The organism is Streptomyces sp. CA-251387 (genome assembly GCF_050936625.1).
Taxonomy (GTDB): Bacteria; Actinomycetota; Actinomycetes; order Streptomycetales; family Streptomycetaceae; genus Streptomyces.
Window position 1 is genome coordinate 3,047,560 of sequence record NZ_JBNJMJ010000001.1, and the last position, 13,848, is coordinate 3,061,407.

The 13,848-nt window shown below is 68.8% G+C and carries 16 protein-coding genes; 4 read left to right on the forward strand and 12 right to left on the reverse strand.

The window, feature by feature from the left end; genetic code table 11:
- Positions 1-37: 37 nt before the first annotated feature.
- From ACQEV2_RS13640 to ACQEV2_RS13660, 5 genes are read right to left on the reverse strand one after another with little or no spacing between them, the layout of a single operon-like run.
- Positions 38-877 (reverse strand): isoprenyl transferase, encoded by an 840-nt coding sequence (locus tag ACQEV2_RS13640; RefSeq protein ID WP_433039799.1) that lies wholly within the window; start codon positions 875-877, stop codon positions 38-40.
- A gap of 16 nt (positions 878-893) precedes the next feature.
- A complete protein-coding gene (gene recO / locus ACQEV2_RS13645; protein WP_424855785.1) occupies positions 894-1,640 on the reverse strand; it encodes a DNA repair protein RecO in 747 nt (248 codons plus the stop codon).
- Positions 1,637-1,768, reverse strand: coding sequence for a hypothetical protein (locus ACQEV2_RS13650; protein WP_433039802.1), 132 nt, complete (start codon positions 1,766-1,768; stop codon positions 1,637-1,639). Before ACQEV2_RS13650 ends, recO begins: the two co-directional genes overlap by 4 nt.
- Positions 1,769-1,817: 49 nt before the next feature.
- On the reverse strand, positions 1,818-2,411 hold the full coding sequence (locus ACQEV2_RS13655; RefSeq protein WP_433039804.1) for a DUF1266 domain-containing protein: 594 nt from the start codon (positions 2,409-2,411) through the stop codon (positions 1,818-1,820).
- 30 nt (positions 2,412-2,441) lie between these two features.
- The gene (locus ACQEV2_RS13660; RefSeq protein WP_433039806.1) at positions 2,442-2,657 is read right to left on the reverse strand and encodes a hypothetical protein; all 216 of its coding nucleotides are present in this window, start codon (positions 2,655-2,657) and stop codon (positions 2,442-2,444) included.
- A gap of 328 nt (positions 2,658-2,985) precedes the next feature.
- On the opposite strand from ACQEV2_RS13660, the gene ACQEV2_RS13665 reads away from it, so the two are divergent.
- Together ACQEV2_RS13665 and ACQEV2_RS13670 are read left to right on the forward strand one after the other, a co-directional pair.
- The gene (locus ACQEV2_RS13665) at positions 2,986-3,816 is read left to right on the forward strand and encodes a helix-turn-helix domain-containing protein (RefSeq protein WP_433039808.1); all 831 of its coding nucleotides are present in this window, start codon (positions 2,986-2,988) and stop codon (positions 3,814-3,816) included.
- Positions 3,798-4,001 carry a DUF397 domain-containing protein gene (locus tag ACQEV2_RS13670; protein WP_433039810.1) on the forward strand — a complete coding sequence of 68 codons (204 nt, stop codon included), beginning with the start codon at positions 3,798-3,800 and terminating at the stop codon, positions 3,999-4,001. The genes ACQEV2_RS13665 and ACQEV2_RS13670 overlap by 19 nt, the downstream gene beginning before the upstream one ends.
- Here the strand turns inward: ACQEV2_RS13670 and ACQEV2_RS13675 are convergent.
- The 7 genes from ACQEV2_RS13675 to ACQEV2_RS13705 form a co-directional block, all read right to left on the reverse strand.
- A complete protein-coding gene (locus ACQEV2_RS13675; protein ID WP_433039812.1) occupies positions 3,987-4,952 on the reverse strand; it encodes a hypothetical protein in 966 nt (321 codons plus the stop codon). The genes ACQEV2_RS13670 and ACQEV2_RS13675 overlap by 15 nt on opposite strands.
- A 3-nt stretch (positions 4,953-4,955) precedes the next feature.
- Complete coding sequence (locus ACQEV2_RS13680) at positions 4,956-5,837, reverse strand: DUF6879 family protein (protein WP_433039814.1); 882 nt, start codon at positions 5,835-5,837, stop codon at positions 4,956-4,958.
- A gap of 103 nt (positions 5,838-5,940) precedes the next feature.
- Entirely contained in the window at positions 5,941-6,912 is a 972-nt protein-coding gene (locus tag ACQEV2_RS13685) for an SCO2521 family protein (RefSeq protein ID WP_433039816.1), read from the reverse strand.
- 1 nt (position 6,913) lies between these two features.
- Complete coding sequence (locus tag ACQEV2_RS13690) at positions 6,914-7,897, reverse strand: SCO2522 family protein (protein WP_433039818.1); 984 nt, start codon at positions 7,895-7,897, stop codon at positions 6,914-6,916.
- Complete coding sequence (locus tag ACQEV2_RS13695; protein WP_433039820.1) at positions 7,894-8,811, reverse strand: SCO2523 family variant P-loop protein; 918 nt, start codon at positions 8,809-8,811, stop codon at positions 7,894-7,896. The genes ACQEV2_RS13690 and ACQEV2_RS13695 overlap by 4 nt, the downstream gene beginning before the upstream one ends.
- A gap of 3 nt (positions 8,812-8,814) precedes the next feature.
- On the reverse strand, positions 8,815-10,665 hold the full coding sequence (locus ACQEV2_RS13700) for an SCO2524 family protein (protein ID WP_433039822.1): 1,851 nt from the start codon (positions 10,663-10,665) through the stop codon (positions 8,815-8,817).
- Positions 10,666-10,730: 65 nt separating this feature from the next.
- Complete coding sequence (locus tag ACQEV2_RS13705) at positions 10,731-11,501, reverse strand: SCO2525 family SAM-dependent methyltransferase (RefSeq protein ID WP_433039824.1); 771 nt, start codon at positions 11,499-11,501, stop codon at positions 10,731-10,733.
- Between the two features lie 212 nt (positions 11,502-11,713).
- Here ACQEV2_RS13705 and ACQEV2_RS13710 point away from each other — a divergent pair, with 212 nt between their 5' ends.
- Entirely contained in the window at positions 11,714-12,235 is a 522-nt protein-coding gene (locus tag ACQEV2_RS13710) for a GNAT family N-acetyltransferase (RefSeq protein WP_433039826.1), read from the forward strand.
- A 129-nt stretch (positions 12,236-12,364) separates the two neighbouring features.
- The gene (locus tag ACQEV2_RS13715) at positions 12,365-13,846 is read left to right on the forward strand and encodes an alpha/beta hydrolase (protein WP_433039828.1); all 1,482 of its coding nucleotides are present in this window, start codon (positions 12,365-12,367) and stop codon (positions 13,844-13,846) included.
- The last annotated feature ends 2 nt before the right edge of the window (positions 13,847-13,848 follow it).

The following is a 13,848-nucleotide window of genomic DNA, read 5'->3' on the forward strand; positions in this document are numbered from 1 at the left end:
TTCGCTGGAGCGGGGCCGTTCCCGTGCGCCGAGCAGGTCAGCTCTCCTCGGAGCGGCCCTCCATCGCCAGCAGCTCCTCGTTCGGAATGGCCCCGCCGAACCGCCGGTCACGCGAGGCGAACTCCACGCAGGCCCGCCACAGGTCCCGCCGGTCGAAGTCCGGCCACAGCACGTCCTGGAAGACCATCTCGGCGTAAGCGCTCTGCCAGAGAAGGTAGTTGGAGGTGCGCTGCTCGCCGCTGGGACGCAGGAACAGGTCGACGTCCGGCATGTCCGGGTAGTAGAGGTACTTCGCGAAGGTCTTCTCGGTCACCTTCGACGGGTCGAGCCGCCCGGCCTTCACATCCTCCGCGAGCGCCTGCGCCGCGTCCGCGATCTCGGCCCGCCCGCCGTAGTTCATGCAGAAGTACAGGGTCAGCCGGTCGTTGCCCTTGGTCTGCTCCTGCGCGATCTGGAGCTCCTTGGCGACGGACTTCCACAGTTTGGGCATCCGTCCGACCCACCGCACCCGTATCCCCAGCTCGTCGAGCTGGTCGCGGGTCTTGCGGATGAAGTCGCGGTTGAAGTTCATGAGGAAGCGCACCTCGTCCGGCGACCGCTTCCAGTTCTCGGTGGAGAAGGCGTACAGCGAGATCGCCCCCACGCCCATCTCGATCGCCCCCTGCAGCACGTCCAGCACGCGCTCGGCACCGACCTTGTGCCCCTCGGTGCGCGGCAGCCCCCGCTCCTTCGCCCAGCGGCCGTTCCCGTCCATGACGATCGCCACATGGTTCGGAACCAGCTCGCCGGGGAGTTTCGGCGCGCGGGCGCCGGACGGGTGTGGCTCCGGCGTCCTGTACTCGCGGCGCCGGCGCCCCAGGAACCCACTCACGGCCATGTGCTTCTCGTCTCCCTTACTTTTCCACGTACCGCAGCGAACGCAGCCCGCGCTCCAGATGCCAGTGCAGGTAGGCCGAGACCAACCCGCTGCCCTCCCGGACGTACCGCGGCTCGCAGGCGTCCGCGGTCTCCCAGTCTCCCGTGAGCAGCGCACCGAGCAGTTCCAGGGTCTGCGGCGACGGTACGACGCTACCGGGCACCCGGCAGTCGACACAGACCGAGCCCCCGGAGGCCACCGAGAAGAAGCGATTCGGTCCCGGCATGCCGCACTTCGCACAGTCGCTGAAGCTGGGGGCGTACCCATTGACGGCGAGCGACCGCAGCAGGAAGGCGTCGAGAACGAGGTGCGGGGCGTGCTCGCCGCGGGCGAGGGTGCGCAGGGCGCCGACGAGGAGCAGGTACTGCTGGACGGCCGGCTCGCCCTCGTGGTCGGTGAACCGCTCGGCGGTCTCCAGCATGGCGGTCCCCGCGGTGTAGCGCGCGTAGTCCGTCACGATCCCGCCGCCGTACGGCGCGATGGTCTCGCTCTGCGTGCACAGCGGCAGCCCGCGGCCCACCAGCTCGCTCCCCCGCGCGAAGAACTGCACGTCGACATGGGAGAACGGTTCGAGCCGAGCACCGAATTTGGACTTGGTCCGCCGTACGCCCCGCGCCACGGCCCGCACCCGCCCATGCCCACGAGTGAGCAGCGTGATGATCCGGTCCGCCTCGCCGAGTTTCTGGGTGCGCAGCACGATGCCGTCGTCCCGGAAGAGACTCATCGCACACCCCCGCGGGCTCCCGGCCGGAAGTCCGGGGGTTGCCCCCCGGGGCAGCACAGCATGATCCGGTCCGCCTCGCCCAGCTTCTGGGTGCGCAGCACGATGCCGTCGTCGCGGAACAGACTCATGGGTTCATTCTCGCGTACGCCAGGGGTCAGCGGGTGCGGTCGGGGTGGCTTATGGCGTTCCAGGGGGCCATGTTCCAGGGGCTGGCGCGGTTCGCCGGGTCCAGAAGGGCCTGCAGATGAGCATCGGCGGCCTCCTGCGGCGCCGGGAACCCGGCGTCGGTCGTCGCAACCCGTCCCGCCACACCCGCCGCCCGAGCAGATAGTGATCGGCGTACTCCTGCCAGGAGCCGTACGTCCCCGCCACCGCCGGCACGATGTTCTTCAGCGCGGTCCAGGCGTCGGACTCGGTGATCAGCCCGCAGGCGAAGCCACGCCGGGCGATGTCGACGTACAGCGCGGCGTCCCAGGCGAGCGGCGCGACGCCGGTGAGGCGGTAGGCCCGGGCCCGGTACCCGCTGCGGGACAGCTCGTCGAGCCGGCCCGCCAGCTGCTCACGCGAGGTGATCTCCCACTGCTCGGCCAGCCAGCGCCGTGCACCCTCCTCGTCGATCCGTACGAACGGGTACAGCGTGGTGCGCGAGGCGCCCCGGTCCCGGCTCACCGGCGCGCTCAGCGACACCATCCACAGCTGGTGCACGGTGAGCGGCACGGGGTAGCGACGGGCCGCCTTGGCGCCTTTCCTCCTCCATCTCCACAAGCCCATGCCGCCGCACCTTATGCGCCCGCCCTCACGTCAAGGAACCTCACCCCGGCTGCGTGCGTTCGCGTACGCCGTCGCCGCGCGCAGCCGCTCGGCGGGGGTGGCCTGCCGTACGTTGCGCGGCTCGGCGTCCCACTCCTTGCCGCCGCCGTACGGTCTCAGCTGCACATACGGCCCCTCGTGCCCCATCACGATGCCGATTCTCCCCGAACGGGTGTCGACCACGTACGACCCGATCGGCGGCTTCATCGCAGCACCGCCGCGAGGCGTTGCGCGGTCTCGACCGAGCACCGGCCCAATTCGACGAGCGGACACGGAGCTTCACGCGCAAGACTCGCCGGATCCAGCCGGAGTGTCGGGAGCGTAATTCCTGCCTTCTCCAGTGCCGCCCGCAATTCCTTCACTGCTTCCTCCGCTTCTTCGACGCAGCGCGCCGAGTGTCGTGCCGTCACCTGACTCCCCTCCCCTTTGGGTTTCACGCATTTCATCTCCATGGTGACCTGCGACGCCTACACTCGGCAGGAGTCTGTGCTCCGAAAGAGCGCTACAAGTGCGGGGCAGCGCAAGGGGGTTGGCCATGGCCAATGGTTCGCGTCAGGCGGCCTGGGAGTTCTTCGGAGCCGAGCTGAAACGGCGGCGGGAGGACGCCGGGATCACCCAAGTGGAACTGGGGGCGCGGGTCTTCGTATCCGGTGGCTATATCGGCCAGTTCGAACAGACAATTCGAAAGCCGCAATTGGATGTGGCCCAGCGGATTGACGAGGCGCTGCAAACCGACGGTATTTTCGAGCGGATGTGGCAGCAGCTCATCAAGGAAGAGCGGTACGCGGACTATTTTGCGCACGCAGCGGAGCTGGAGCGACTCGCGACGAAGATCTGTGACTGGGAGCCCTCCGTCATCCCAGGGCTCCTCCAAACACCGGCTTACACGACGGCACTCGTGGTGGCGACGCACCCGTTCGCACCTGACGAGCTCATCGAGGAGCGGGTAACGGCCCGCGTCGAACGGTCGGAGATCCTCAACGACGCTACAAAGCCGGAGTATTGGGCGATCGTGCATGAAACAGTGCTTCGCGTGCCGGTGGGCGGACCGAAGGTCGCGGCTGAGGCACTGGAGCACATGGCGGCTCGGGCCCGCGAGCGAAAGGTGCTGTTGCAGGTGCTGCCGTTCTCGGCGGGGGCACCTGCGAACAACGGCTCACTGCGGCTCATGGAGTTCGATGACGCGCCTCCAACCGCCTATACAGAGACGTCGTTTTCGGGGAGCCTTCTGGACGACCCGGCAGTGGTGAAGCGCGCGAACCGCGCTTACGATCTGCTCAGGGGCGCCGCGCTGTCGCCGGAGGCGTCCCTAGCCCTGATCGAGTCGGCGGCTGAGGACTTCAGACGATGCACAAGTACGACCTGAGCAGCGCTCGCTGGCGCAAGAGCACCCACAGCAACGGCGACGGCGGAAACTGCGTCGAGGTAGCCGACGGAGTCCCCGGCATCGTCCCCGTCCGAGACACCAAACTCGCCTCGGACAGCCCTGTCCTACTGATCGGCGCCCCCGCCTGGGCGGAGTTCACCCGCTTCGCTTCAGCCTCCGCCTAGCACCGGCCGGTCCTCTAGGCGGGCGTCCCAGAGACTGTCGAATCGTGCCTTGCGCCGAGCGACCCTCTCCTCACGGGCTTCCACTTTGGCGCTGGGGTTGAGCTGCCGCACATCCCTGGTGATCTCGAAGTACACCTCTCCGTCGAAGATGACGACGTCGAGCGTCTCGCCCCCTCTGATGCGGGGCGGCAGCTCGGACAGGGCAACTACTCCGACCTCGACGCCCGTGTCCCTGTGCTGCTCCAGGATCGCGGCCAGGCTCTCGTCGAATTCCTCGCGCTCCGTCACGACGAACAAGCGCCTGACCTTCACGCCGCGATGCCGGATCGCATCGCGCTGCAGGTCCAGGTAGTACTTCGCGGCTTCGGTCTCCCAGAAGGCCCGGTCGAGGAAGCTGCTGATGGCGTCGATGCTGTCACGGGCGCACTGGGTGAGATCGATGAGCAGGTCGTTGTTCTCCCCCGGCCAGTCGGCACTTCCCGAGGTCAGTTTCGCCATGGACGAGGCGAGACGTTCTATCTCGGCGCGCGCCACCGCTCGTACGATGGCGGGGCCTTCGTATCCTACCTGGGCGGCGCTCCGGGCCAGCCGCACCACGTCCTCGGCGTTCATCCCTGACTGCTCCAGCCTGCTAAACAGCCCGGTCACCTCCCCCACCCGCTCGAAGCCCCGGTCCACCAGCTCTGTCAGCTCATGCCTGTGCTGCCGCTGGCCGGTCTCCACCGCCCCGAGACGTTGCTCGAAGTCGCCCAGGTACTGGACGATCAGCACCGCACCACCGGTGAGGACGGCCAGGGCGAGTTGCCACAGGTCCTCCTGGGACGGGGCGATCAAGTTGCTGATCACATAGGTCACCGTCCCCACGGCCACCGTGATCAGGATCTTCAGCACGACCGGCGGCATGCGCAGGCTGCCCGCCGCCGGACCGCGGGCTCCCTGCTGTCCGTCCATACGTCACGCCCCCGAAGCGACCGTCGGCTGCGGTTCGGGACCGGCCTGCCTTTCCGACTCCGCCCACAGCTTGGCGAACTGGGTGACGCGGTCCTCGATGTGGTCCGGCTCGGCGCTCAGCCAGGTACGGTCCGGGTTGGACTCCTGGTCCGGCTTGGTCTCGAAGCAGAGTTCGCCGTCGAAGACGATGAAGTCGTCCACCTTGGGGTTCGACTCCATCAGTGAGCGCACCGCTATGCGCGCCTCGATGCCACGCCTGCGGTGTCTCTCGCAGAGTGCCGTGAGCTCCGGCGTGACCTCGTCCACGTCCCGCACGACGAACAGGCGCCGGATCTCCACGCCCCGCCTCTTGATCGCCTTCTCCTGCGCGGCGAGATACCTCTCGGCGGACCCGCTGGTCCAGAACTCCCGGTCCACCGAGGTGCTGGTGGCGTCGAGGGTCATCTTGACGCAGTCGGTGATGTCGATCAGCCACTCGTTGTTCTCGCCGGGGCAGTCCGCGCTGCCGCTGCCGAGCCCCTCCATCGTCTTGGCGAGGCGGCCCAGCTCCTTCTCCGCGAAGGCCTGCACGATGTCGCCGCCCCGCTCACGGACCTTGGTGTACCCGAGGACGAGCCGGGTCACCTCGTCGGAGCGCAGCACCGAACCGTCGACCTGGCTGAACAGCGTCGTCGCGGCGAGGATCTCGTTGAAGCGCGTGTCGACCTTCTCGAACCGCTCCCCGAAGTCGATCAGGTACTGCACGATCAGCGCCGCGCTGCCGATGACGATGGACGCCACCCACTGCCAGATGTTCCCGTCGTCCTGATCCAGGATGCTGGTCAGCAGGAACGCCCCGCCCGCCGCCCCCGCGGTGATCAGGATCCGCCAGAACATCTTGGGCATGCGCTGTTCCTGGCGCGGTGCTGCGTGTCCGTTGTTCCCTGCCCCTAATGGTGCTCCGCTCATGTCTCATCCCCCGTCGGGTTTCCGGTTGTGGTACGGCCCCTCAGCGCGCGCTGAGCGCCTGGTGCGGCATCGCCACGGCCTGGAGGGCCAGTCGGTCTCTGATGCGCCGGCTCAGGTTCTCCCACTGGCGGGAGAACCCCGGTTTGTCTTCCAGTACGTCCCACAGGTGACCCAGCGCGGGGTCCACGTGCGCCCGCGGCATCCACAGATGCAGCAGGTGAACCACGACCGGATGGAGCGCCTCGACGACCGAAGGCCCGTCCGCCGCGCCGAGACGGCTGTTGTCCAGCATGTGCTGAACCGTCGTCAAAAGCCAGTCGTGCAGGGCGAGATCCTCGCAGAGGCCGGCTGCTGCCGCGGTGGGGATCTCGGCCGGCAGCCGTAGCTCCATGGTCCGCAGGCCGCCCTCCGCGACCGTGAAGTTCACCAGGGCCGCCCGCTCGCCCTCCGGGACCCGTCGCGCGACCCAACGCAGCCTTGTGGGGCTGGACTTGAAGGGCACCCGGCGATCGAGGAGCGGATGGCGGCGGAGCTGGGCGAGCAGGCCCTCGGCGATCATCCCGAGGTCGAGCTCGCCGCGCCCGGCACCGCGCAGCACACCCTCGGCGGTGGCTTGTTGGGGCAGCTTGCCGAACGGTTCGACCAGGCCCGGCCGGACGAGGTACTGCCCCCAGGGTCGGCGCATGTCGGGACCGGCGGCCGGGAGGCTGAAGTACGCCGTCGACTGCACCAGGCGGCCCTCGGTCAGCGCCGCGCGGGCGGCCACCGTACCGACAGCCCTCACCTTGCTGCCGTTGGAGGTGGGCAGCCGGCAGTCCACGCCGGTCAGCACCTCGGGGGACAGGACGTACAGGCTGGGCCGCTCGGAGACCCGGACATGGACGTCGGCGCGCAGCCTCAGCAGCTGTGCGGCGGCCCGGCCGTCCAGTGCCTGGAAGGACGGGAGCAGACAGGTGCGCACCTCACCGCAGGCGAGGACGGAACGCGCGGGCTGTCCGGGGGCCGCCGTCATCTCAGGACTCCTCAGCCTCGGAGGAGTCGCCGGGCTCCTCGTAGAAGACGTAGGTGGCGCGTTGCGCGACCGCCGCCGGCACCGGCATCCCTTCGGCCGCGGACCGCTCCGCGACCTGCTTCAGGGCCCCTGCGTCGACGTCTATCTGGTCGAGGATGAGCCGTACGGCGTCCTCTACGGCGAGGAAGCGGTTCGGCATGACGGTGCAGGTGCGGTAGGCGCTGAAGGGCGCCTTGGTGTCGGTGAGCTTGATCAGGGGGTCGAGCCGGTCCCAGTCGTGCGGGAAGTCCTCGCCCTGCCACTCCTTCGGCACCAGCACGGGCTCACCGAAGTGCCGTAACAGCCCCAGCCGGGCCAGTTGCCATACGGCGGCCAGGAACGGGCAGGACCACAGCCGCCGTCCGTCCTTCTCGGACCACAGCTCGACGTCCATGAACACCGAGTGGTTGCGGGCCGCGGTCTCCTGGGGCGGCTCCCAGCCCCGGGCCCTGCCGCCGAGCGCGGGGCCGGGCATCGTCGGGGTGCGCTGGCCGTTGGCGAGCCAGCCGGTCTGGCTGACGGGCGGGCGGGAGCCGTAGCTGCCGGGCGGCGGTGACTCGACCAGGCGGTGCATGACCGATTCCGCGAGGTCGACGCGGTCGGCGACCGCGCAGGCCGACTCACGGGCGAGGTAGTCGATGACCAGGCCGGCCTTCTCGGCCTCCTTGAGGACCGTCGGGATCAGTTCGGCCGGGGTGGAGAAGCGGGTGAAGTAGTCATCGATGAGGAAGCAGGTGCTGATGCGCGGCCGCTTGCTGCGGCGGGCCGCGGAGGCGCGCACCGCGTCCACCCAGATCCGCACCTCGGCGAAGTGCTCGCCCAGCCGCTTGGGGCCGGCCTCGAAGTCCTCCATGTAGAGGTGCCCCAGCTCCAGGGAGAGGTGGGCCAGCGGCACGGACTGGGTGCGCAGCTCCGCGGTGGTCTCCTGGAACACGGCTTCGCTCACGCCTGCTCCCAGTACTTGTCGTCGGTGAGCCGGCCGGCCAGCCGGTTCAGCGCGTCCCAGGTCTCCTGGTTGGCGATCTGGCTGTCGAGCACGTCCTCGTCGGTGATGAGCTGCTCCCGCCACTGCAGGACCGGCTCCAGGGGTACGGAGCCGAGGACCTGGCTGTAGCCGATGCCGTGGGTCGAGGCGAGCTGCTTGAGGTCGCCGTCGGTCTTGCGCATCCACGCCGACTGGGTGGGCGAGACCTGCGACCACAGCGGCGATTCGGGGTCGGGTACGGCGGCCCGTACGAAGCGGATGGCGTTGCGCAGCGTCTCCTCGTCGTGGCCGCGGTGGACGCCGCCGGCGACGATGCCGCGCTTGCCGAAGACCAGGCTGGCGGCGGCCGCCACATGCTGGCGGGTCCAGCGGTGGAAGACCAGCCAGCGGGCCGTGACCTCGCTCATCTCGGGCTGGGCGGTGGCCTCCAGGACCATGTCGACGGCGTAGGAACGGCCGGCGCTGAGGTCGACGACGACCAGGTCGAACTCGTAGTAGAGCGTCATCAGCAGGTCGACGCACCGGCGCAGGTTGTCGTCGCCGGTGGCGAACTCGCCGCCGCTGACGTCGCCGGGCATCAGCACCAGCCGGCCGGAGCCGGGCGGCGGGAAGCGCAGCACCTGGTGCTCGGTCTCGGCCCAGACGTCGATGCGGGCCGGTTCGCTGACCTCTCCTATGAGGTAGGCGTGCAGGCCGCGGTCCTCGGTGGCCTGCCGGGCGTCGGCCACGTCGAAGACGGCCGCGGCGGTGGGCGAGCCGAAGTCGAAGTCCAGGTAGCAGACGTCGTCCCCGGCCAGCGCGCGGTGGTAGGCGAGGTTGGCGCTGGTGACGGAGCGGCCCGTGCCTCCCTTGTCGGAGGCGGCGAAGATCAGCACGGTTCACACTCCCCGGTCCGCGGCTTCGCGGGCCCGGGCGAGCGCGTCGAGCTGTCCCAGCACGTCGAGGGTCAACGCGTAGGCCGTACCCGGCTGTTCGTCCACGAGGCTGCGGGCGCGGCGCAACTTGACCTCGATGTTCCTGAGTTGCATCCCGTGCCGGCCGTCGTCCTTGGGCGCCGGCTCCATCTGTTCGTTGCCCAGCAGATGGGCGGACTCACTGAGCAACGCCCTTGCCAGCTCGGTGAGTTCGAGGCTGCGGATCGGGGGCTGCCGGTACATCTCATGGGCCTGGACCATCACCTCGGTGACGCGCTCGGTGATGCTCCACGACACCGGCACCCGTCGCTTGTGGATCTCCGCCTCGGGGTAGGCGTGGTGGACGCTGTCCCACAGGCCGACGCCCTCGCCGTCCCGGATGCGGCGGCGCCACATGTGGTCGAAGATGCCCTCGGCGAGTCTGAGCAGCCGGTCGTGCGAGGCGAGGTTGCGCGACAGCGTGCACAGCTGGACGGTCCGCTTCAGCAGCTGTGCCGAGAAGTCGGTGATGGACCACGTCATGGGCGGTCCGATCCGCTCGCTGCCCTGCAAGGGCAGGGTGACGCCCACGTTGTGCAGCTCGTGGACCATGGGGTCGTCGCGCGTCATCCGGCTGGTGATGCGGCCGCGTTCGGCGAGGCGTTCCATGACGCCGACGGTGCGGGTCAGGTCGTCGTCGGTGGCCCGGCGCCGCATCAGGTCGTGCACCAGGATGGCGGCGACGGAGAGGGAGAAGTACGCGGACTCCAGCTTCTGTCCCGTCGTACGCCAGGGCAGGTCCTCCAGGGGCCAGCGGTCGGCGTCGAAGCGGGCGATGCGGGACCAGTACTGCTGGGTGAGCTCCCACCGCAGCCGGAGCGCCTCGGCGAGTTTCTGTTGCTCGGTGTTGAGCAGGCCGAGGGTGAGGGTGCGGTCGGAGAACAGGTCCTGGATACCGTCGAGGGCGACCACGGTGAAGTACAGATACGGCACCGGGTTGGCGATGCCCTCGGGCTGCGGCCCGATGGGTTCGTCGGTCTCGACCGCGGGGGCGTCCTTCACCAGGCTCCACGCCCAGCCGCACTCGAAGAGCTGGTTCTCGTCCTTGAGCCCTTCCTGGACGTCGATGCCGAGGAAGACGCTCTCGACGAGAGCCGCGCGCACCGGACGGAAGCGGCTCTGGAACTTGTTGAGCACCTGACGCTGTGACTGCCGTCCCTGGGCGAGGAGTTCGACGAGGGTACGGCCCTGGGAGGAGTCGGTGTCGAAGACGTTGACGGTGAAGGAGCGCAGCAGGCTCACCATGGCCGCGGTGAGGCGGCTGCTGGTGGCCGAGCGCAGCTCGGCGATCGTCTCCTTGATGTCGCTGCGCCGGGTCCTGGTCTCGTAGACCTTGAGGAAGCCGAGGATGGCCAGGCACAGGGTGATCGACATGGAGAAGGAGTCGGTCACGCCGAGTTGGCGTTGCTCCTCGGTGATGTCCTTGGTCTTGTCGGCGGACCCGAAGTAGTAACCCCCGGCAAAGGTGGGCCGCTTGTCCTCGCCGGTGTGCGTCCGCATGAAGTCGTCCGCGGCCATGACGAGGTTGGCCGGGATGTCCAGCCGCCCGCCGGCCTTTCTCAGGACCTGCTGGACGTCGTCCTGTGTGGTGTCCGGGTCGTCCAGCCGGAACGCGGGGATTTCGGTCGCCGGGTACAGCAGGCAGAGCAGCCGCTCGGCGTCGGCCACACTGCTCTCTTTGCCCCAGTCGCCCCAGGCCCACTCTCCCCCGTCGAAAGAGTGGCGGGCGATCGCCTGCCAGATGTCCAGCAGATGCTGGCGTGGCTTGATCTGCATCCCATGCCCCTCACACAGGCCGCACTGCCATCAATAGAGGAATAGCTCTGTTCTGTTGTGAAGATTCACAGATTCCGGCGCCAGCCGTAGGCGACGATCATTCCCGAATATCCGTCGCGGACTTCGGCCTCGGATTCGAGTCGCTGCACCTTGAAGTCGCGCGCGAATTCGTCGAGGCTCGCGCGTACCTCGGATTCTCCCACGTCACAGGCCGGGAAGAAATGTTCGCCCGCGTGATAGCCCTTCGAATGCTCCATGAAGGCGGCTGCGAAGGGGGCGCCGGGGGCCAGGGCGCGCATGAAGCACTCGACGCCGAGCGCGAACTCGTCGTGGGACGTGGTCATCGACTCGGCGACGAAGAACATGGTCCCCATGGACCACCGGCCCTCGTACCGCGCCAAGTCGAAGAGGTCGCCCTGCTCGACCCAGACGACCTTGCGGAACCGCTCCCGCGGGTCCATGCCCAGGGAGCCGTAGGCCTCTTCCTCGCACAGGGCGCCCCAGAACTGGTCCCAGTTGTCGTCGTAGGAGTCGACCTGGCTCTTCAGATATCCGACGTTCGCGGGCGAGCGCTCGAAGAGGGTGATCTCCTCGCACCACGGCATCATGGCGAGGGCGGGATAGAGATTGGCACCGGCACCCACATCGATGCCGGAAACCGGGCCGACGCCCTGCTTCCGGAAATGATCGACGAAATGATCCCGGATCAGGTGCAGGATCTCCGCGTCCTCCGCCTGTAAGACGCTGTAGTTGTGCTGCACGTAGGCGATCGGGTCGAACTCCGCCCAGCGCACCTGCGCGTTCAGCTGGACGTCCCCCGACGATCTCTGGGTCATTCACTCACGGTACCAAAAGAAGGCGCACTGGGAGCGCGTCGAGGCACAGGCAACTCGCAGTCTTGAACCGCTGGATATGCCCTGCTCAAGATGGGCGGATCTCCCAATCGAGCACCTGAAACGGCGGGCAACGGGTGCTCACCCACATGAGTGACTCCAATCCATCCCATAGGGGGCAGTTGATGGCTGTGCCGGAGGAACGTTTCCCTGTTGTGGGCCGCGGCTCTGACCAGGCGTTCTTCGCCGAAAGCAGCGATCGGCCGCTGACCATGCGAGGCGTCACCGAAGCCGACCTGCCCGAGCTCCTCCGCGTGGACCGGGAGGTCTTCCCCGACGATCCGTACCCGTGCTTCGTGCTCCGCCAGCACCTCGACGTGCACGGCGACCGCATCCTCGTCCTCGACGACGGGGAGTGCCTGCACGGCTACGTCCTCTTCGTCACCACCTCGGACGGCTATGTGTGCTGGGTGCTGAGCCTGGCCGTCAGCGCCGACCAGCGGGGCCGGGGGCTGGGCCGGCGGCTGATGCTGGAGGTGCTGCGGCAGCTGCGCCGGGAGCGAGTCCATGAGGTGCGGCTGACCGTGGAACCGACGAACGCGGCGGCGATCATGCTGTACCGGTCCCTGGGGTTCTCCGCCGAGGGCGGGGTGCGGCGGGACTATCTGGGGCCCGGCGAGGACCGGCTCATCATGACGCTGCGGCTGGGACTCGGGGCCGGGGCCGGGCTGGGGTAGACCTCACCGGGTAACCCCCGGGAGGACCTAGCGGGTAATCCCCCGGGAGGACCTACCGGGTAAACCCCCGTGCGGATACGGGAGTTACCGGGATGTGACGCCCCGTCAAGCTCCGTCAGGCTGCTGTCCATGAAGCAGATCACGAAGAGTGCCGCCCTGATCGCCTCCGCCTCCGCCGTCGTCTTCGGGCTCGTCACCCCGCTCACCGCGTCCGCCGCCGGTGCTCCCTCGCCGCTGAAGTGGACCAAGTGCGAAGGCGAGGGGCTCGATCCGCGACAGCAGTGCGCCACCTTGCCCGTACCGATGAACTACGCCGACCCCGGCGGCCCGAAGATCGACCTGGCCGTCTCCCGCATCCCCAGCGAGAAGCCGTCCGCCCGCCGGGGCGCGCTGCTGCTGATCGCCGGCGGGCCCGGCGGCGACAGCCTCGGCGACCCTTCGGGCAAGGGGCAGAAGCTGCCGCAGGAGGTACGGGACGCCTACGACCTGATCGGGTTCGCGCCGCGCGGCAACGCGCCCTCCGCCTCCGTCAGTTGTGATGTCGAGCCCAGCGACCTCGCCCGGACGAAGCTGCTGCCCTGGCCCGCCCCGGACGGGTCCGTCACCGAGAACATGGCCTACGCGCGGAGGGTGTCGGAGGCCTGCGCGGACAACGGCGGCGAGCTGATGAAGCACATCAGCACCAAGAACAACGCCCGCGACATCGACCGCATCCGCGCCGCCCTGGGGGAGCGCAAGCTGTCCGCCTGGGGCGTCTCCTACGGCACGTACATCGGCGCCGCCTACCTCGAGATGTTCCCGCACCGCACCGACCGCATCGTGCTGGACAGCAACGACCACCCCGATCCCGTACGGGCGGAGCGCGCCTGGCTGGAGGCGTTCGAGGTGGGCGTCGAGGACAACTTCCCCGAGTTCGCCAAGTGGGCGTCCGCGCCCGGCAATCCGTACCGGGTCGCCGACACGGCGGCCGAGGTGCGCCCGCTCTTCCTCCGCCTCGCCGCCCGCCTGGACAGGGAGCCCCTCCCCTGGCCCGGTGCCAACCCCGCGGAGCTGAACGGCAACGTGCTGCGCCAGACCATGCTGGACAGCCTCTACGACCCCGACGACTACCCGATCCTGGCCAAGCTGATGCTGGCCGCCCGCAAGGGCGAGGCGCCGCCCGCGCCGCCCGCCCCGCCGGAGTCGGCGCTGCAGAACTACACCGCGGTCGGTGCGGCCACCATCTGCAACGACGGCGCCTGGCCCAGGTCGGCGGCCGGGTACGAGAAGGGTGTCGCCGAGAGCCGGGCGAAGCATCCGCTGACCGCGGGGATGCCGAGGAGCGCGATGGTGTGCGCGGCGTGGCCGTGGCGGCCGGCGGAGGCGCCGGTGCGGGTGAGTGACCGGGGGCCGTCCAACGTGCTGCTCATCCAGAACGAACGGGATGTGGCCACTCCGTTAAGTGGGGCCCTTAAGCTGCGCGAGGCCCTCGGCAGGCGGGCCGTCATGGTCACCGTGAACTCCACGGGGCATGACGCTTATCTCGACAACGGCAACGCGTGTGGGGATGCGGCGGTCTCCCACTTCCTGGCGACCGGGAAGCGGCCCCATGAGGACCTCTACTGCAAATGACC

What these genes read in the sequence shown, in the direction of transcription:
- ACQEV2_RS13640 (WP_433039799.1), bottom strand. Translation starts at nt 877, where the DNA reads ATGGCCGTGAGTGGGTTCCTGGGGCGCCGGCGCCGCGAGTACAGGACG.
- recO (WP_424855785.1), bottom strand. Translation starts at nt 1,640, where the DNA reads ATGAGTCTCTTCCGGGACGACGGCATCGTGCTGCGCACCCAGAAACTC.
- ACQEV2_RS13650 (WP_433039802.1), bottom strand. Translation starts at nt 1,768, where the DNA reads ATGAGTCTGTTCCGCGACGACGGCATCGTGCTGCGCACCCAGAAGCTG.
- ACQEV2_RS13655 (WP_433039804.1), bottom strand. Translation starts at nt 2,411, where the DNA reads ATGGGCTTGTGGAGATGGAGGAGGAAAGGCGCCAAGGCGGCCCGTCGC.
- ACQEV2_RS13660 (WP_433039806.1), bottom strand. Translation starts at nt 2,657, where the DNA reads ATGAAGCCGCCGATCGGGTCGTACGTGGTCGACACCCGTTCGGGGAGA.
- ACQEV2_RS13665 (WP_433039808.1), top strand. Translation starts at nt 2,986, where the DNA reads ATGGCCAATGGTTCGCGTCAGGCGGCCTGGGAGTTCTTCGGAGCCGAG.
- ACQEV2_RS13670 (WP_433039810.1), top strand. Translation starts at nt 3,798, where the DNA reads ATGCACAAGTACGACCTGAGCAGCGCTCGCTGGCGCAAGAGCACCCAC.
- ACQEV2_RS13675 (WP_433039812.1), bottom strand. Translation starts at nt 4,952, where the DNA reads ATGGACGGACAGCAGGGAGCCCGCGGTCCGGCGGCGGGCAGCCTGCGC.
- ACQEV2_RS13680 (WP_433039814.1), bottom strand. Translation starts at nt 5,837, where the DNA reads ATGCCCAAGATGTTCTGGCGGATCCTGATCACCGCGGGGGCGGCGGGC.
- ACQEV2_RS13685 (WP_433039816.1), bottom strand. Translation starts at nt 6,912, where the DNA reads ATGACGGCGGCCCCCGGACAGCCCGCGCGTTCCGTCCTCGCCTGCGGT.
- ACQEV2_RS13700 (WP_433039822.1), bottom strand. Translation starts at nt 10,665, where the DNA reads ATGCAGATCAAGCCACGCCAGCATCTGCTGGACATCTGGCAGGCGATC.
- ACQEV2_RS13705 (WP_433039824.1), bottom strand. Translation starts at nt 11,501, where the DNA reads ATGACCCAGAGATCGTCGGGGGACGTCCAGCTGAACGCGCAGGTGCGC.
- ACQEV2_RS13715 (WP_433039828.1), top strand. Translation starts at nt 12,365, where the DNA reads ATGAAGCAGATCACGAAGAGTGCCGCCCTGATCGCCTCCGCCTCCGCC.